This window comes from Ruegeria sp. K3, assembly GCF_056531845.1.
This window is the reverse complement of record NZ_JBQFMM010000004.1, coordinates 174,732-192,131: the sequence shown is the minus strand read 5'-3', so window position 1 is coordinate 192,131 and position 17,400 is coordinate 174,732. Positions and strand designations below refer to the sequence as shown.

Genomic DNA, 17,400 nt, shown 5'->3' with positions numbered 1-17,400 from the left:
TGCTCAGCCGCCCTCGCGCCGTTCGCGGATTTCGCGCTCGCGCAAAGGCGTCTTGTCAATGGACCGGCCAATCTCACGCACGCTCCATGGGCTGGGTTTGCGCAGTTTGACGACACCGTCCTTGTCAACAAACACCATCTGGAAACCACGCGGTCGCAGTTTTGATCGGATCGATGATCGCGCCGCCGGATCAGTATCGGTCAAGACAATCACGTCGCGATCCCGCATTGCGTCCTCGCCTTCGAGCAACATGTCAATCTGTTGCTGGAATCTTGGGTCTGCCGGGGTATCGGCAAAAACGACGATCGGGCGATGCGTCCAGAGAAAATCGCTTAGATCGCTGTCAGCTACTGGACGAACAAAGCTGTCATCCGCAGGGGCAGTCGCGTCGGCGGCCAAGGCGGCCAACGGGAATAGTGCCGAGAAAACAAAGGCAAGCGTGCGTGTCATAAGGCCTCCTGTTGTGATGAATATAGCCTCTGCTGGGGCGAATGCGACTGACGAAATGCGTGTGATCACCAAAAATTTGCTTCGTGGACGCCGCACCCACCCATGCGTACTTATCAATTTGCCTACAAAACGCGCCGTTCCCGCGGCCTTCGCGTTGGGAGAGTAGGCCGATGGAAGTGATCCTGCATTGTGGCGCACATCGATGTGCAAGCACCAGTTTCCAGAACTATCTGAGCCGGAACGTGCAGGTCCTTGCAGATCAAGGGCTGGCGTATTGGGGGCCGGAGCGAACACGTTCCAATGGCCTCAACAGCTTGAACAAATTGACGACTGAGGTCTGTGATGGATTACGCCGCGAGTTAGACGTATGTCAGCAAGACGGCGCGACGCAGCTATTGGTCAGCCAAGAGAATTTCGTGGGCTCGATGGAGCGCAATATCGCCTTTGCCTCGCTTTATCCCGGCATGCAGGAACGCGGGCAGCTTTTGGCAAAGGCCTTCGATGGCGGAGTCAGCAAAATTGCACTGAATATCCGCGCGTTGGATATGTATTGGTCTTCCGTGGCCGCCTATAAGTTCAAACGTGGCAGCGCCCCAATCGAGCCCACAAAGTGGACCCGCATCGCGCAAAGCAAGCGGAGCTGGCGCGACGTCATCACTGACATTAGCCTCGCCTTCCCGGGCGTCCCATTGCTCGTTTTGCCGTTTGAGGAATTTGCGGGTCATCAACAGGCGCAGCTTCAGGCGCTGACGGGTCGCACCGCGCCCGAATTCAGCGATGGCCTTGCGTTGAATGCTGCGCCCAAAGCCACGCCCCATGGTCTGACCGCTGAACAGGCGATGCAGCTTTGGGCTGATTATGCCGATGATCTGGAATGGCTTGCCTCGGGCGCCGATGGGAGGGCTGAACTGATCTGCCGGACAGATAGCAATGCACGCGGGGTCGCCCCCGCCGAAACCAGAATTGAACAGAGGAAATCGACATGACCGACACCAACGACTGGCAGGTGCTGGCTGAAAAAGAGCTGCGCGGCCGACCTTTGGGCGATCTGACCAAAGAGACGCTGGAAGGCATCGACGTCAAACCGCTTTATACTCAGGAAGACACGGCTGATCTGCCGCATATGGGCTCGCTTCCGGGCTTCGGGCCGTTTACGCGCGGCGTTAAAGCGACGATGTATGCAGGGCGTCCTTGGACGATCCGTCAATATGCAGGCTTCTCGACGGCTGAAGAATCGAATGCATTTTACCGCCGCAATCTGGCGGCCGGCCAGCAAGGTGTCTCGGTCGCCTTCGATCTGGCGACTCACCGGGGTTATGACAGTGACCATCCCCGCGTGGTGGGCGATGTCGGCAAAGCCGGTGTGGCCATCGACAGCGTTGAGGATATGAAAATCCTGTTCGACGGTATCCCGCTGGACAAGGTTTCGGTCTCAATGACGATGAACGGGGCGGTGATCCCGGTTCTGGCCAGCTTCATCGTTGCAGGTGAAGAGCAGGGGCATGACAAGGCCGTGCTCTCGGGCACCATTCAGAACGACATTCTGAAAGAGTTTATGGTGCGTAACACCTATATCTACCCGCCCGAGCCTTCGATGAAGATCATCTCGGACATAATCGATTACACTTCGAATGAGATGCCCAAGTTCAACTCGATCTCGATCTCGGGCTATCACATGCAAGAGGCCGGGGCGAACCTGGTGCAGGAACTGGCTTATACGCTGGCCGACGGGCGCGAATATGTGCGCGCAGCGACGGAATCAGGCATGGACGTGGACAAGTTCGCGGGTCGTCTGTCGTTCTTCTTTGCCATCGGCATGAATTTCTTCATGGAGATCGCCAAACTACGCGCTGCGCGCACCCTTTGGCATCGGGTAATGACCGAGTTCGGGGCGAAATCCGAACGGTCGAAAATGCTGCGAACTCATTGCCAGACCTCGGGCGTGTCGCTGCAGGAACAGGACCCCTATAACAACGTGGTCCGCACTGCCTATGAGGCCATGAGCGCGGTTCTGGGCGGCACACAGTCACTGCATACCAACGCACTGGACGAGGCGATCGCGCTGCCAACCGATTTCTCAGCACGTATCGCGCGAAACACGCAGCTGGTGTTGCAAGAGGAAACCGGCGTGACCGATGTGGTCGATCCGCTGGCGGGCTCTTACTACGTCGAAAGCCTGACCAACGAGTTGGTCGAAAAAGCCTGGGCTCTTATGGAAGAGGTCGAGGAAATGGGCGGTATGACCAAGGCCGTTGCCAGTGGCATGCCCAAGCTGCGGATCGAGGAAAGCGCTGCGCGCCGTCAGGCTATGATCGACCGGGGCGAAGAGGTCATCGTTGGTGTCAACAAGTATCGCAAAGAGCAAGAAGACCCGATCGATATTCTGGACGTCGATAACGTGGCCGTGCGCGAAGCTCAGGTCGCGCGGCTGGAGCGTATCCGTGCAACGCGCGACGAGGCGGCTTGCCAACAGACACTGGACGCCCTGACAACAACCGCCCGCGAGGGAGGCAACCTGCTGGCCGCCGCCGTCGAGGCCGCCCGAGCCCGCGCATCCGTAGGAGAGATCAGCATGGCAATGGAGAAAGAGTTCGGTCGTCACCGCGCCGAAGTGAAGACCCTGGCCGGTGTTTATGGGGCGGCCTATGAGGGTGACGAAGGTTTTGCCGCGATTCAGAATTCCATAGAAAAGTTCGCCGAGGCCGAGGGCCGCCGCCCGCGTCTGCTGGTGGTCAAGATGGGGCAGGACGGCCACGACCGGGGCGCCAAGGTGATTGCCACCGCCTTTGCCGATATCGGGTTTGACGTGGATGTCGGCCCTCTGTTCCAGACGCCTGCAGAAGCCGCACAGGACGCGGTGGACAATGATGTGCATGTGATTGGGATCTCTTCGCAGGCTGCGGGGCATAAGACATTGGCGCCTCAGTTGGTTGAGGAACTGAAAAAGGCGGGGGCTGAGGACATCATAGTCATCTGCGGTGGGGTCATTCCGCAACAGGATTACCAGTTCCTTTACGATCACGGTGTGAAGGCGATCTTTGGTCCGGGAACGAACATCCCTGAAGCGGCACAAGACATCTTGCGTTTGATCGGCGAAGCCAAAACCTGACGCCGGCGCCAAGATTTTTCGTACGAAAAATCTTGTGATTTCGCCCCTTTGCGGAAAACATGCGACCAGACCCAAATGGTCTGGTCGTTTGTCATCAGGAGGCGTCTTCATGTTACTGGATCATCTGGCTGTTGCGGGCGAAACGCTTGAAGAAGCTTCTGACTATATCGAACAGGCGCTGGGCGTGCGGCTTCAGGACGGCGGCAAGCACGAAAAATTCGGAACGTATAATCGACTTCTGGGCTTGCGGGATGGGCTCTATCTGGAGGCGATTGCGATCGACCCCGAAGCCTCCAAACCGCAAAGGACGCGCTGGTTCGATCTGGACCGGTTCACCGGATCACCCCGCCTGACCAACTGGATTTGCCGGGTTCCGGATATCGAAGCGTCACTGACCGTTTTCCCCGACGGCGTCGGACAACCTATCGATCTGAACCGAGGCGCGCTTCGCTGGCGTATGGCAGTCCCCCCAAATGGACGTCTGCCATTTGACAACCTCTTTCCGGCGCTTATCGAGTGGAAGGGTGATCTGCATCCGGCACAAATGCTTCAGGACAGTGGCTGCCGGTTACGCCGCCTGATTGTGTGCCATCCGGATGCAATCGACTTAGCCAAAGGTCTGGGGGCGTTGGAGTATGTCGCGTTTGACAGCGGCCCGGCTGCATTGCGCGCTGAAATCGAAACACCGCACGGGTTGCGCGTGCTGGAATGAACATCCGGCAGGCCAGTGCCCAAGATGCACCTGCGATTGCGGCGATAGCAAACGTGATTATCCGTGATACGCTGGTCACTTTCACCACCGATGAACGCAGCGTTGAAAGCGTGGTGGCAGAGATCGAAACCAGAGGTCCCGCCTTCTTGGTCGCCGAGCGCAGTGGTGCCGTCGAGGGGTTTGCGACCTATGGCACCTTCCGCTCGGGACCGGGATATGCGCAGTGCCGCGAACATTCGATACAGTTGGCACCCGAAGCCAGAGGCCAGCATGTTGGCCGTTCGTTGATGGAGGCTCTTGAAGCCAACGCGCGGGAGGATAACGTGCATGTCTTGGTGGCGGGCATTTCATCGGCCAACCCTGCAGCCATCGCCTTCCATAAGGCAATTGGCTTCAAGCAGGTGGGACGCATGCCTGAAGTGGGGTTCAAATGGGGGCAGCGGCTGGATCTTGTCCTGATGCAGAAAATACTCGGCCCGCAGTCATCTGTCGCACCTGACAGTCGTGACAAGGCACGCTAGGGTGCGCCCATGTCGATCTGGTCCAGAATAGCCGACGCGCTGAACGCGCTTGCCCAGGGCGAAAGCCTGACTGCGGTGTTTGAGAAACTGCGCACGCCGCCAGAACGTTCGGTGGCCTTTGCGATTGCTGTCGTGGCGCTTGGCGCCAAGATGGCCAAGGCCGACGGTCAGGTGACGCGGGATGAGGTGACGGCTTTTCGTGAAGTGTTCCAGATCGCGCCCGAAGATGAAGACGGGGCGGCCAAGGTCTTTGACATGGCACGGACAGACGTTGCTGGATATCAGGACTATGCCCGCCGGATTGCCCGCATGTTCGCCGAAGATAGCACCACCCTGTGCGATTTGATGGAAGGGCTGTTTCACATTGCTATGGCGGACGGGTTCTACCATCCGAACGAAAACGAGTTTTTGGAAGAAGTCAGCCGCATTTTCGGCCAGACCGACGCTCAGTTCATGGCCCTGCGCGCGCGTTTCGTACCGGATGCGCCGAAAGACCCCTATACGGTTCTGGGCGTTCCCCGCGACGCTCCTCTGACCGAAATTCGCAAGGTTTGGCGGCAACTGGTGCGAGAAACTCACCCCGATGCGATGCTGGCACGCGGCGTTCCGGAAGAGGCGGTGCGGCTGGCCGAGAAAAAGATGATCGATATCAACCGCGCCTGGGATGAAATCAACGGCGCCCGGGTCTGATCCGTGCGGTTGGCGACCTACAATATCGAATGGTTAGCCAACCTGTTTGATCGCAATGACAGCCTGATTGTCGATGACAGCTGGTCAGGGCGTCACGATGTGACCAAGGCCCGGCAGGTTGAGGCGATCGCAAAGGTGCTGACAGCGATTGATGCCGATGCGATGCTGATCGTCGAAGCCCCCAACACAGGCAAGTCTCAGAATACCGTCCGTGCCTTGCAGCGATTTGCCGAGGCGTTCGGTCTGCGTACAAGCCATGCAATCATGGGATTTCCCAATGATACACATCAGGAATTGGCCCTGCTTTATGATCCCGAAATTCTTACAGCCAAACACGACGCAAGGGAGGCTGAGAACGCGCCGCGTTTCGATGCCGAGTTCCGGATCGACCTGGATGTGGATGCGACCGAGGATCTTGTTCGGTTTTCAAAGCCTCCGATGGAATTGGCGATCCAAACAACCTCAGGGCAGGAGTTTCGACTGATCGGGGCGCATCTGAAGTCCAAAGCGCCCCATGGCGCTGCATCGCGGGATGAGATGATACGAATTTCGATTGCCAATCGCCGTAAGCAGTTGGCGCAGGCGGTATGGCTGGGTCGACGGGTCCAACATCATTTGACGGAGCAAGAGCCGGTGATTTTGCTGGGCGATCTCAATGACGGACCCGGACTGGACGAGTTCGAACACCTCTTCGGTCGATCGTCGGTCGAGATATTGTTGCAGGCGGGGCTCTATGATCCTCATGCAGCAAGGGCATTGGAACTGCGCCCCGGTTCTGTCCCAGCAACTGCACGATTTGCGCGGCCTAATGAGGGACGGTATCTTGAGGCGTTGTTGGACTACATCATGATTAGCGAGGATTTGCGCGCCCACCACCCGAACTGGCGCATCTGGCATCCGTTTCGCGATGCCGCCTGCTGGGGCAACCCTGAGCTGAGGGATGCCTTGCTAACCGCATCCGACCACTTCCCGGTGACGTTGGATATCGACCTCTGACCTTTCAACACTCGGCACGCTCGCTTATATTCAAGCTATGCTACGTCTCATGCTGATCAGCGCTGTTTGTACCGCCTTGGCCCTGCCTGCCCAGGCACAGGACGCTTCAGGTAAGTCGCTGATGGAGCGGGGTGCCGAGTTGTTTCTGGAAGGCTTGCGGCAGGAGATGGAGCCAACGATCGAAGACCTGCGTGGATTTGCGGACCAATTTGGCCCGGCTTTACAGTCTTTCATGCGGGAAATGGGTCCAGCGCTGGCTGATTTGGCTGCTCAGGTGCAGGATTGGAGCGCGTATGAAGCGCCCGAGATGTTACCAAACGGCGACATTATCATCCGCAAGAAGCCCAAAGATCAGCCCGAAGAAGTTGTGCCGGAAGAAGAGACTTCTAACGGTTATACCGATATCTGATTATCCCCGAATGATCACTTTGGGTTCTGATTTCAGCGCGCCGGCCAACGAGTTAAAACGGGCCTCGGCGACTTCGTTGAACAATGCGCCTGCCGATTTGGGCAGACGCAGTTCGAGCTTTTGTTTTTTGGGATAGTAACGCATCTTGCCCATGGCTGCGTCGTGCTGCATCCAAAGCATCGCTCCGAACCGTAGTGCTTTGCCCAGGATTTCGGCTTGTTCCTGGCCGCGTTCGTCGAGCAGTTCGTAAAGCTCGGTAAAGCGGCTCCCTTCACGTTTGTTGCGATATCGGTGTTGCAAAGCGAGCCCGATAAAGATCCGCTCGGAGTGTTTGATCCCGCTCATGTTGGCGCGGGTGACATATTCGAAACAGGCCTCGGCCCGGTAATCTGGATGCGCACGCCAACTGACGTCATGCAGCAGACAAGCTGCCTTGATCAGGCGCAGCATCGGTTCCGGCGCCGAACGGAACAAGGGCATGACAAAATCGAACAGGTGTTTGCCGAAACCGGGCAAGCGCGCGTCTTTCGCTTCGGCAAACCGGCAGGCTTCGATCAAAGGATCCCGGTCGCGCAGGCGTTGCGGCATCTGTTCATACAGCAATCCTTCGCGGATGCCGTAGCTTGAAATCGCGATGTCCTTTGGTTTGAACGTGCGGATCAGGCGTGAAAGCACATCCATTGCATAGGGGATCAATGCCATACGCGAGCCCGACACACCGGCCAATGCGCGCAATTCATCAGGATCATTCTGTTCGATGAACTTGATGGTCTCGCGTACCTGACTTTGTGTCATGCGGTATTCGTGCAGCACGTTCAGCGGATAGCCTCGGCGCAGCATGTCCAGACGTGCGAAGGCGCGCCAGCTGCCGCCGACCAGAAACAGCCGATCACGTTGAGGGCCCATCCGGTCGCGCATCTCTTCCAGCGTCTTCTTGATATGCTCCTTACGCGCCCGGCGACCGCCTTTGATATCGCGCAGTTTGAGCGGCCCCAGGGGCGAAGTCATGCGACGTCCGACCTTGCCGCCTCCGATCTCAGCGAGTTCGACGGACGAGCCACCGATGTCGCAGATCAGCCCATAAGCTCCGGGCCAACCCAGCAGCACGCCCTGAGCTGAGAGCCGTGCTTCTTCCTCGCCATCGACAACGTTGATGATCAGGCCGGTTTCGGCTTTTGCCTGCGCACAGAAATCCGGTCCATCGCTGGCCTCGCGCACCGCAGCGGTGGCGACCGCGTGCAGGGCGGGCAGGCCGAGGTCTCTGGCAAGATGCTGAAACCTGTGCAAGGCAGCCAGCGCCCGTTTGCGACCTTCAGGGTTCAATCGGCCGGTCTCTGACAGGCCGGCGCCCAGTTCGCACATCACCTTTTCATTGTAGAAATAGGCCGGTGAGCGCGCCGCGCCGTCAAAGATCACCATCCGGACCGAGTTCGATCCGATATCGACAACCCCGACCCGGGAAAGTGCACGGGCGCCCGGATCTTCGAACAGCGGCCTTCCGAACAGCCCGTGATCCGGGAAATCAGTCTCGGCAATCTTGGTCATGGTGTCCCCAGGTCTTTTGCGCGACAGGATGCGAGATCACCCTTGTCCGGTCAATTACAGGCATCCGATTGTTCGGCCTCTGTGTTCAATAGACGCACCGCCAGCGCACGGGTGATGTCGCGTTTTTCAGTCAGCGCAATTTCGTCAAGCTGCTCGACCACGCGGGCGGCGGTTTCAAAGCTTCGATTCATGTGCTTGACCAGATATGCCATGACATCCGGCCCCGGATTGAGCTGCCGGTCGGTGAATAGCTTCGCCAGCACTGCGCCCAGCAGCGCATCGTCTGGCCCTTCAAGCGACACATGATGCGCACCTTCGGCCCGGCTTTGCAGATCGGCCAGCGGCAGATGCCACAGTTTCGGCGTCGTGCGCCCGGTCATCAGCAAGGCGTGGCCCTCGGCCAGAACCAGATTGTGCAAATGGAACAGAGTTTTCTGCTGCTCGACGTCCGCCGCGATTACTGGCACATCTTCGACCGCCACCGGACCGCGCGCCAGGTCCGGCACGTCGTCATATCGAAGCGCGGCGGCTTGTACGATTCGACCGCCGGTCTCGCCGGCCCAGACATGCGCCAGATGGGTCTTGCCCGATCCTGCAGGGCCGCTCAGCACCAGTTTGTTGCCAGGCCATGAGGTGGCAGAGATCATCGCAACAGCTAGCGCATTAGCAGGCGAGACGAAAAAGTCTTCGCGGCCCAAGGCAGTCTTGGACGGCAGATCAAAGCTGAGCTGCATGGCCATTTATTCGTCTTCCTGATTGAGCCCTTCAAGCCCGGTATATAGGCGGCTGTGCAGATACTGCTCGGTCGCAAACCGTGCCAGCACGCCCAAGGCAGCCGCTACAGGTACTGCGATCAGCATTCCGACAAAGCCGAACAGCGCGCCGAAGACCGACAAAGCCAGCAGCAGCCAGACCGGGTGCAGGCCCACCGAACTACCGACGAGTTTGGGCGTCAGGAAGTTGCCCTCGGTCACCTGTCCGATAGCAAAAATACCGGCGACCAAACCGATATGTGCCCAATCCCCCCAGAACTGAAACAGGGCCAGGCCTATGGCTAGGGTGCCTCCGATCAGGGCGCCCAAATAGGGGATGAAGGTTACCAGTCCTGCAATGAAGCCGACGATCAGGCCGAATTGCAGGCCGACCAGCATCAATGCGACAGCATAGTAGGTGCCGAGGATCAGGCAGACGGTACCCATTCCACGCACGAATGAGGCAAGAACGGCGTCGATTTCACCAGCAAGTCGTTTGATCGTGGGGGCGTGATCACGGGGCAAGAGCTCTCCGATCCGGGTGATCATGCGATCCCAATCCATCAGCAGATAAACCGCGACAACCGGTACGATAACCAGCAGGACGACGACATTTATTGCTGAACCCAATGAGGCCAGAACGGTTTGCAGCACATCGCCGGTTTTTGATTTCAGCGTCTCGCCAAATGACACCAGCATCTGGTGGGTATTTGATTCGCGATCGAGCAAAGCCGGGAATTGTTTCTCAATAAAGGCGCGCAGTTCTTTAAAAAGGCTTGGCAAAACATCAATCAGATCCAGTAGCTGTGTGATCAACGCGGGCACAACCATAAGAATCATCAAAACAAAACCAAACACGCCGACAACGGTAATGATCCCGGTCGCAGCCATGCGCGAAAGGCCGAGTGTTTCCAGGCGGTCCGCAACGGGATCAAGGAAATATGCAATCGCACCACCGATCACAAAGGGCAGCAAGACATCGCCCAACAGGTACAAAAGCAGCACGAAAACAGCGGCGGCAATGCCCCAGTATCTAAGCTGATCCTTCACCGGCAAGGCCATGGCGCAATCCCTCGTTTGCACAGCATTGCCGTGTTCTTGGCCCATGACGCCCGGCGATGCAAGCGGTTCATGGCGCGCGATTTTTATACCCTAGTCTGTCAGAGTACCCAGTTCCGGTGTCTCATCTGTGGCCATTTCATCAGGCCAGTTGGTGCGCCAGATTTCCGCCGACCAGTGTCCGCAATGTACCTTCGGGCGATCAAAGCCGGGCAGGGCAGGCAGCAGTGGCGCAACCACCACATCGTGGCGCGGAACGGCGAAATAAGGGAAGGAATAGCGTTCACGCCCGGATCGATTAACCACGCGATGCGGGGTCGATTTCAACCGCCCGCCCGACCACAGTTCCAGCATGTCGCCGATATTGACCACGAAGCCGCCGGGCGGGCAGTCCGGTGTGATCTAGCCGCCGGTGCGGGTCTGCACCTCAAGCCCTCCGACCGGATCGGGAGCGATTATTGTCAGCGCGTCGGTGTCCTTATGCGGATGAATACCATAGCCACGCTCATCCGGGGATTGTGGCGGATAGTGTAGCAGGGTCATGTTGGTCATCGGGTCGCGGAAGGCGTCGCGTAGTGTGTTGGGCGGGATTTTTAACCCCACTTCCAATGCACCCAGCAAAAGATCTGCCACGCCATCAAGCTGTAGCCAGTAATCCAGTATTACCGCGCGGGCCTGGGGCACTTCTCGGGGCCAGATATTCGGGCCGTAAAGTGCGCATTCAACCCGGATCGGCGCATCTTCGGCTGCTTCGAAATGCAGCTTGTACCCTTCGTACTTATCCGCCGCGCCCGAGCCGTCATTGGGCGTGAAGAACCCCATCGGAATGTACCCACGATAGTTTTCGCGGGTGATGGCCTGATCCCATTTTCGGGCCTCGTCGATATCAAAGATCGCACTGACACACTCGCGCACCTGCTCGATGTGCTCAGGCGCGATGCCTGTCCCTGTGATCGATAGAAACCCGATGCTGGTGCAGGCATCCATGATCTGCGCGACCGTTGCCTGATACAGCGGACCAGAAGGATCAGTCAGCGGGCTGATATCTATGGTTGGAATACGCTCCATCAGTTAATTCTCACGCCTTGTCGTTCCAGTTCCTGGTGCACAGGAACAAGGTTCATGCTGTCGAGATCTTGATTGCTTTTCAAGGATAACGCCGCAGCGATCCCTGCGCCCTGACCCATCACCGCGCAGCAGGACATGTTGCGCGTCGCGGCGTGAGCGACCCGATCCGCGCCATGGGACCGGCCCGCAACCAACAGGCCCTTGATCCCTTTGGGCAGCATCGAGCGATACGGAATCTGCATATATCGCCCCGTGGTCGGCAAGATCAGAATGCCGTAGCCATCGATGAATTCAGGGTAGATACCGATGGAATCCTCGAACCGGCCCTGATGACGCGCGTCATTTTCGGTCATGTTGTAGACAGCATCGATCTTGCGCGTATCCCGAATGCCTATGGTCATGCCGAAATTGCGTAGACGTGCGTTTTCGCACCCCGGCATGAAACGGCGAAGGGCATCAATGGCCAGCATTGCCTGTCGGCGGCCTTCGATTTCACCAAAGGTCAGGCTGTCGGGGTCGGTTCCATCGATCTGGTCCATATGAATCAGGTTCATATAGGTCAGTTCTCCGGTATCGTGCATCGCCCCCCAGGTCCCCGCGATCGTGTTCAAATGAGCCGGTATCAGGCCCTCATCAATCGCCTGCTGGAAGGGTTTCTTGACGAAGGGCGAGAACATGTCGTCCTCTTTGCCCGAGGTTTCGATATTCCATTCGCCACCGCCACCCCAGTCTTTATAGGTCTGCGGGTCGGCTTTGACACCTTCAATAAAGGCCCGTTTGTCGACACCGGCCAGATGGAACATGACCGAGGCTGCCATCATGTCCTCACGCGGCGTCTTGTGCGTCGGGGCGCCCGCGCGATGCGCTACATCTGCATCCCCTGTGGCGTCGATGACAACCTTGGCCAAGATCGCCTCACGCCCCGCTTTGGATTCGGTAATCACCCCAGTGATGCGATCCCCTTCCATGATTGGGGCAACGAATTGACGGTGCAGCATCGGGTGAACGCCGGCCTCTTCGACCAGCTTGTCGGCCACCAGCTTGAAACCCTCGCTGTCCAGTTCGTAGCTGAGCGATTGGCTTTCAGGCACTGCTGCACCCATCTCTTTGGCGCGGGTTTCGAATTCCATGCCGATGCCTCCGGCCTCGACAGTTTGTTCGTGGCGATACCAGGCAAAGCCTTCGACGCCGACTGCCGTAATATTCCCACCCATGCAACCGAATCTATCCATCAAGGAAACTTCGGCCCCAGCGCGTGCGGCAGCCAGCGCTGCTGACAATCCAGCGGGGCCCGAGCCGACAACCAATACGTCTGTCTGATGAACAACGGGGATCTGGCGGGCGGGTTCGGTGATTGTTTGCATTGCTGCCTCGCGGTTTAACGTTTGCGCCAACATTGAAAACCCCAACGCTCGGGTCAATCAAAAAACCGACTGCGCATGGGTCGCAAAACACCGATGTGCGATTGCCCCCGGCTAGGCTTTGGAATAATCACCTTGCAGCGAAATTCTCACCCGTAAGGTTACGTTATGCGCCTCAGCCGTTACTTTCTGCCCGTTCTTAAGGAAAACCCCTCGGAGGCTCAGATCGTCAGCCACCGGCTGATGCTGCGTGCCGGGATGATCAAACAGGCCGCCGCCGGGATTTATTCTTGGTTGCCATTGGGCTTCAAGGTTCTGCGCAAGCTGGAGAACATTGTGCATGAAGAACAGGCGCGGGCTGGGCACATCGCGATCCAGATGCCGATTCTGCAATCAGCCGACCTGTGGCGCGAATCCGGTCGTTATGACGATTATGGCCAGGAAATGCTGCGCATGCAGGACCGCCACGGTCGCGATATGCTGTACACGCCAACCGCCGAGGAACTGGTGACCGACATCTTCCGCGGCCACGTGAGCAGCTACAAAGACCTTCCGCTGACGCTCTATCAGATTCAGTGGAAGTTCCGCGATGAAATCCGCCCACGTTTCGGCGTGATGCGGGGGCGCGAGTTCTACATGAAGGACGGATACAATTTCGATCTGACCAAAGAAGACGCGCTGCACGCCTATAACCGCCACTTGGTCAGCTATCTGCGTACTTATGAGCGGATGGGTCTGCAAGCCATCCCGATGCGCGCTGATTCTGGACCTATCGGCGGTGACTACACGCATGAGTTTCTCGTACTGGCCGATACTGGCGAATCCGAGGTCTTTTATGACAGCGCGGTCACCGATCTGACCTTCGGCGATCGCGAGATCGACTATGATAACCGCGAACAGTGTCAGGCGATCCTCGAAGAGTTCACTTCTAAATACGCCCGAACGGACGAAACCCACGACGAAGCCCTGTTTGACCAAATCCCCGAAAACCGCCGCCGCGTGGCGCGTGGTATCGAAGTGGGGCAGATCTTTTATTTTGGCACCCAGTATTCCGAAGCTCTTGGAGCGACTGTGCAAGGCCCCGATGGCAAGCCGGTTCCGGTGCATATGGGCAGCCACGGCATCGGCGTTAGCCGCCTGATCGGTGCGATCATCGAAGCCAGCCATGACGATAAGGGCATCATTTGGCCCGAAGGCGTGACTCCATTCCATTGCGGCATTGTGAACTTGAAGCAAGGTGATGAAGAGGCGGACGCGGCGTGCGATAAACTCTACAGCGCGTTGACTGCGTTGGGGCTTGAGCCGCTTTATGATGATCGGAATGAACGGGCAGGGGGCAAGTTTGCCACCATGGACCTGATCGGTCTGCCGTGGCGCATCACAGTGGGCCCGCGTGGTCTGAAGAACGGTGTGGTCGAACTCACCAGCCGCCGTACCGGCGAAAGTGAGGAACTCAGCCCCGAAGCGGCCGTCACCAAGATCGCAGAAATCTTTGAGGGCATCGCCTGAACAAGGCGGTGCAACCTTCGGCGGTTTAGCTCAGGAAGCTGAGGTCGGACGTGCGGTCAGGAAATCGCCGTCCGCTTCGCTGCCGCGTGCGACCACGATCGGGCGACCAAAGCGGCGTACAAGTTCCGCCAGTTCGAAGCCCAGAAACCGCAATCCACAGACGCGTTCGTCAGTGGCGCGATCCGTGATGCACAGCCGCCCCTGCCGGAAAGCAAGGCGATAGCCTTTGTCCCGCAGTATGTCGGCCAAACCGGCCCAGCTTGCTGCGCTTGTGAAAACTGGCCTGATCGCTGCCCGCAACAATGCGGCGCTTTCGCAATCCAGTTCTGTTGCTGCTGAACGGGCAGTAATCGGGCCCGTGCCTTCCATATGTTCTTGAATACCCATGAGCGTGCCTCCGCCCTTAAACTCTTAAAATGTGTCCCCCACACAAGTAGGGTGACAAAGTTTCTCACACTAATCAATTTGTGAAACAATATTTCGCACCTGAATGTTGCGATTGTGACTCAGTCGGGTGCTGATATCTCACATTGACTTCATAACTGAAACAATAAGCCCTTGTCTGTGAAGGGGTTCACAACCATTGGTATAATTTGCGGCCAGTGATTTCTCGCGTTGCCGGTGATGATTTGGCGCTTGGGGCAAATGATTCGTTTCAAACTGTTCTTTTCGCCCCTTTATCGGGCGCAGTAACGCCGAACCGGTGTCCGCACGATAACTGGCTTGACCATCCGGCGAAATGTCGAAAGGGTCGCGAAAAATCTGAACCCGAGGCAGAAATGGCCAAATCTCCCCCGCCCTTTGCCCCTTTCGAATGGAAAATCGCCTGGCGATACCTCCGTGCCCGTAGGGCCGAAGGGGGCGTTAGCGTGATGACCTGGATCTCGCTGATCGGGATTACGCTCGCTGTGTTCGCTCTGATCGCGACGCTGGCTGTTCGGTCCGGATTCCGGTCAGAATTCGTGGGCACTATTCTTGGGGCCAACGCACATGTCACGGTGTATTCCGCCGGAGAAATCGATGCGCAGGGGCGGCTAGACCGCACCATCACGGAATTCGATGAAATGGCCGAGCGGATCGCGCAGGTGCCGGGGGTCGAACGGGCAGCACCGCTTGTCAAAGGGCAGGTGCTGATCACCAATGCGGACCGCAGTTCAGGCGTGCAGGTCTTTGGCATTCGTCCCGACGATCTGGCCGAGTTGCCCGGTATTGCAGAAAGCGAAGAGGCCTATGGTGACCTGTCCCGGTTCCCGGACGGCATCGCCATCGGCTCGGGCGTGGCGCGGGCCATCGGGGCGACGGTGGGGGATCGGGTCAAACTGACCTCGCCCAACGGTGTCAAAACCGCATTTGGCACATCTCCCCGCGTGAACGCTTATGAGGTGGTCTATGTCTTTTCTGCCGGGCGCTATGACATCGACCGCACGCGCGTCTACATGCCGTTTGCCGAGGCGCAAAGCTTCTTCAACCGTGAAGGCGTGGCGGACGAGATCGAAGTGATGGTCGAGCGTCCCGAAGAGCTGACCCCGATCCTGATTCCGATACTTGAGGCCGCAGGTGAGCGCAGCCAGATATGGACTTGGCAGGATGCCTCTGGAGGATTCCTGCGGGCGCTGGAGGTCGAAGACAATGTGATGTTCATCATCCTGTCGATCCTCGTGCTGATTGCAGCAATGAACATCGTCTCGGGGTTGATCATGCTGGTGAAGAACAAAGGGCGCGACATCGGTATCTTACGCACCATCGGGCTCAGCGAAGGATCAGTGCTGCGGGTGTTCTTCATTTGCGGGGCCTTTACGGGAATCATCGGAACAGCGATGGGCGTCGTACTGGGCTGCCTCTTCGCTATCTATATCGATCCGATTTTTTCCTTCGTGAACTACGTCATGGGTGGCGGCGTCTGGGACCCGTCCATTCGCGGCATCTACGCATTGCCCGCCGAATTGCACCTGTCTGACGTCATGAAAGCGATAGGGCTGTCACTTGGCCTGTCTTTCCTTGTCACCTATTTCCCGGCTCGTCGCGCAGCGCGGCTGAACCCGGTTGAGGCGCTGCGCTATGAGTGATGTGACTTTGAGGCTCAGCGGTCTGACCAAGACCTATCTGCAAGGCACCCCAGGAGAGGTGCAGGTTCTGCGCGGTGCCGATCTGGAGCTGCGCGCGGGTGAGGCTGTGGCACTGGTTGCGCCATCCGGGGCGGGCAAGTCGACCCTACTGCATATCGCGGGCCTGCTGGATACCCCGGATACAGGCGAAGTCGAAGTCGCGGGGCAGGGCGCGACGGGCAAAGGGGATCGCACGCGCACAGCGATCCGTCGGCGCGATGTTGGCTTCGTCTATCAGTTCCACCATCTGTTGCCTGAGTTTACGGCGCTGGAGAACATCGTGTTGCCGCAACTGGCAAACGGTGCTTCCGAGAAAGCAGCGCAAGCCCGTGCGATGCAGTTGCTTGATCGCGTTGGCGTCGCTCCGCGCGCAGATCACCGGCCAGCAGCCTTGTCGGGCGGAGAGCAACAGCGCGTGGCCTTCTGCCGGGCACTGGCAAATCAGCCACGTGTGCTGCTGGCGGATGAGCCAACCGGCAATCTGGACCCCGATACCTCGGATCAGGTTTTTGCGGCCCTTATGGCGCTGGTCCGGGATGAAGGGCTTTCGGCGCTGATCGCGACGCATAACCTTGATCTGGCGGCGCGGATGGACCGGATGTTGCGGCTGGAGGGCGGCGTGCTCAGGCCAGCTGAGTGATTGCGACCCCGATTGCCATCACCGTAATGCCTCCGGCCCGCATTAATGTCAGCGGCGTAACCTGCGCGCCGAACAAGCCAAAATGGTCAATTGCGGCTGTGCTGATCAACTGGCCGAGTAAGACGAAAAACACCGCATTGCCCACGCCAAAATGTGGGGCCACATGGGTGATTGATAGCACATAGAAGGCGATTAATACGCCGCCCAGCAGCAGATGTTTGGGGGCTTGGGTGAGTTTGGCAAAGGCATCCGATCCACCGAGTACCAACAGCGCCAGCGCTGAAGCGACAAAGGCGATCGCGAACAGGATGACGGCGGCCGCATTGGGTGAGCCGATCAATTTGCCTAATGCGGCGTTCAGCGCGGCGAGGATGGGAACGCCGATTCCGGCGGCCAGCATGATGGCTGCGTATTGTGTCATTGCCTTTTGTCCCTGCGCCTATTTCGTTGATCTGGATCATTGCGCCAGCGCGA

Annotated in this window: 17 protein-coding genes and 1 pseudogene; 10 read left to right on the top strand and 8 right to left on the bottom strand. The window is 58.1% G+C overall.

Annotated elements, in window-relative coordinates; all coding sequences use genetic code 11:
- Positions 1 to 3: 3 nt before the first annotated feature.
- On the bottom strand, positions 4 to 450 hold the full coding sequence (locus tag ACR0MP_RS09495) for a DUF4174 domain-containing protein (RefSeq protein ID WP_170392143.1): 447 nt from the start codon (positions 448 to 450) through the stop codon (positions 4 to 6).
- Between the two features lie 170 nt (positions 451 to 620).
- On the opposite strand from ACR0MP_RS09495, the gene ACR0MP_RS09490 reads away from it, so the two are divergent.
- The 7 genes from ACR0MP_RS09490 to ACR0MP_RS09460 all read left to right on the top strand — a co-directional run bounded on the left by ACR0MP_RS09490 (position 621) and on the right by ACR0MP_RS09460 (position 6,887).
- Positions 621 to 1,436: a hypothetical protein gene (locus ACR0MP_RS09490; protein ID WP_170625255.1), complete on the top strand. Its 816-nt coding sequence runs from the start codon at positions 621 to 623 to the stop codon at positions 1,434 to 1,436.
- Positions 1,433 to 3,559 (top strand): methylmalonyl-CoA mutase, encoded by a 2,127-nt coding sequence (gene scpA, locus ACR0MP_RS09485; protein ID WP_170401522.1) that lies wholly within the window; start codon positions 1,433 to 1,435, stop codon positions 3,557 to 3,559. Before ACR0MP_RS09490 ends, scpA begins: the two co-directional genes overlap by 4 nt.
- Positions 3,560 to 3,668: 109 nt before the next feature.
- Complete coding sequence (locus ACR0MP_RS09480) at positions 3,669 to 4,271, top strand: VOC family protein (protein ID WP_480886453.1); 603 nt, start codon at positions 3,669 to 3,671, stop codon at positions 4,269 to 4,271.
- Positions 4,268 to 4,792, top strand: coding sequence for an N-acetyltransferase family protein (locus tag ACR0MP_RS09475; RefSeq protein WP_480886452.1), 525 nt, complete (start codon positions 4,268 to 4,270; stop codon positions 4,790 to 4,792). The genes ACR0MP_RS09480 and ACR0MP_RS09475 overlap by 4 nt, the downstream gene beginning before the upstream one ends.
- Positions 4,793 to 4,801: 9 nt before the next feature.
- Positions 4,802 to 5,482 carry a molecular chaperone DjiA gene (locus tag ACR0MP_RS09470; protein WP_170392133.1) on the top strand — a complete coding sequence of 227 codons (681 nt, stop codon included), beginning with the start codon at positions 4,802 to 4,804 and terminating at the stop codon, positions 5,480 to 5,482.
- 3 nt (positions 5,483 to 5,485) lie between these two features.
- Positions 5,486 to 6,478 (top strand): endonuclease/exonuclease/phosphatase family protein, encoded by a 993-nt coding sequence (locus ACR0MP_RS09465; protein WP_170636002.1) that lies wholly within the window; start codon positions 5,486 to 5,488, stop codon positions 6,476 to 6,478.
- 49 nt (positions 6,479 to 6,527) lie between these two features.
- The gene (locus tag ACR0MP_RS09460) at positions 6,528 to 6,887 is read left to right on the top strand and encodes a hypothetical protein (protein WP_480503492.1); all 360 of its coding nucleotides are present in this window, start codon (positions 6,528 to 6,530) and stop codon (positions 6,885 to 6,887) included.
- Here ACR0MP_RS09460 and ACR0MP_RS09455 read toward each other — a convergent pair whose 3' ends face one another.
- The 5 genes and pseudogenes from ACR0MP_RS09455 to ACR0MP_RS09435 all read right to left on the bottom strand — a co-directional run bounded on the left by ACR0MP_RS09455 (position 6,888) and on the right by ACR0MP_RS09435 (position 12,708).
- Positions 6,888 to 8,432: a Ppx/GppA family phosphatase gene (locus ACR0MP_RS09455; protein ID WP_170401504.1), complete on the bottom strand. Its 1,545-nt coding sequence runs from the start codon at positions 8,430 to 8,432 to the stop codon at positions 6,888 to 6,890.
- 50 nt (positions 8,433 to 8,482) lie between these two features.
- On the bottom strand, positions 8,483 to 9,172 hold the full coding sequence (locus ACR0MP_RS09450) for an HdaA/DnaA family protein (protein ID WP_170401502.1): 690 nt from the start codon (positions 9,170 to 9,172) through the stop codon (positions 8,483 to 8,485).
- Positions 9,173 to 10,246, bottom strand: a complete 1,074-nt coding sequence (locus ACR0MP_RS09445; RefSeq protein ID WP_170392915.1) for an AI-2E family transporter — start codon at positions 10,244 to 10,246, stop codon at positions 9,173 to 9,175.
- Positions 10,247 to 10,336: 90 nt separating this feature from the next.
- Positions 10,337 to 11,311, bottom strand: a pseudogene (locus ACR0MP_RS09440) (isopenicillin N synthase family dioxygenase).
- Positions 11,311 to 12,708 carry an FAD-dependent oxidoreductase gene (locus tag ACR0MP_RS09435; RefSeq protein WP_170818850.1) on the bottom strand — a complete coding sequence of 466 codons (1,398 nt, stop codon included), beginning with the start codon at positions 12,706 to 12,708 and terminating at the stop codon, positions 11,311 to 11,313. Before ACR0MP_RS09435 ends, ACR0MP_RS09440 begins: the two are co-directional and overlap by 1 nt.
- Positions 12,709 to 12,840: 132 nt before the next feature.
- Between ACR0MP_RS09435 and proS the strand changes: the two genes are divergently transcribed.
- Complete coding sequence (gene proS / locus ACR0MP_RS09430; protein WP_170401493.1) at positions 12,841 to 14,181, top strand: proline--tRNA ligase; 1,341 nt, start codon at positions 12,841 to 12,843, stop codon at positions 14,179 to 14,181.
- A 30-nt stretch (positions 14,182 to 14,211) separates the two neighbouring features.
- Here the strand turns inward: proS and ACR0MP_RS09425 are convergent, their stop codons facing one another.
- Entirely contained in the window at positions 14,212 to 14,568 is a 357-nt protein-coding gene (locus ACR0MP_RS09425; RefSeq protein WP_170401488.1) for a hypothetical protein, read from the bottom strand.
- A 392-nt stretch (positions 14,569 to 14,960) separates the two neighbouring features.
- On the opposite strand from ACR0MP_RS09425, the gene ACR0MP_RS09420 reads away from it, so the two are divergent.
- Complete coding sequence (locus ACR0MP_RS09420) at positions 14,961 to 16,247, top strand: lipoprotein-releasing ABC transporter permease subunit (protein ID WP_170401484.1); 1,287 nt, start codon at positions 14,961 to 14,963, stop codon at positions 16,245 to 16,247.
- Positions 16,240 to 16,926 carry an ABC transporter ATP-binding protein gene (locus ACR0MP_RS09415; protein ID WP_170401481.1) on the top strand — a complete coding sequence of 229 codons (687 nt, stop codon included), beginning with the start codon at positions 16,240 to 16,242 and terminating at the stop codon, positions 16,924 to 16,926. Before ACR0MP_RS09420 ends, ACR0MP_RS09415 begins: the two co-directional genes overlap by 8 nt.
- Here ACR0MP_RS09415 and ACR0MP_RS09410 read toward each other — a convergent pair.
- Complete coding sequence (locus ACR0MP_RS09410) at positions 16,910 to 17,347, bottom strand: DMT family transporter (protein WP_170401478.1); 438 nt, start codon at positions 17,345 to 17,347, stop codon at positions 16,910 to 16,912. The two genes, ACR0MP_RS09415 and ACR0MP_RS09410, sit on opposite strands and share 17 nt — an antisense overlap.
- Between the last annotated feature and the right edge of the window lie 53 nt (positions 17,348 to 17,400).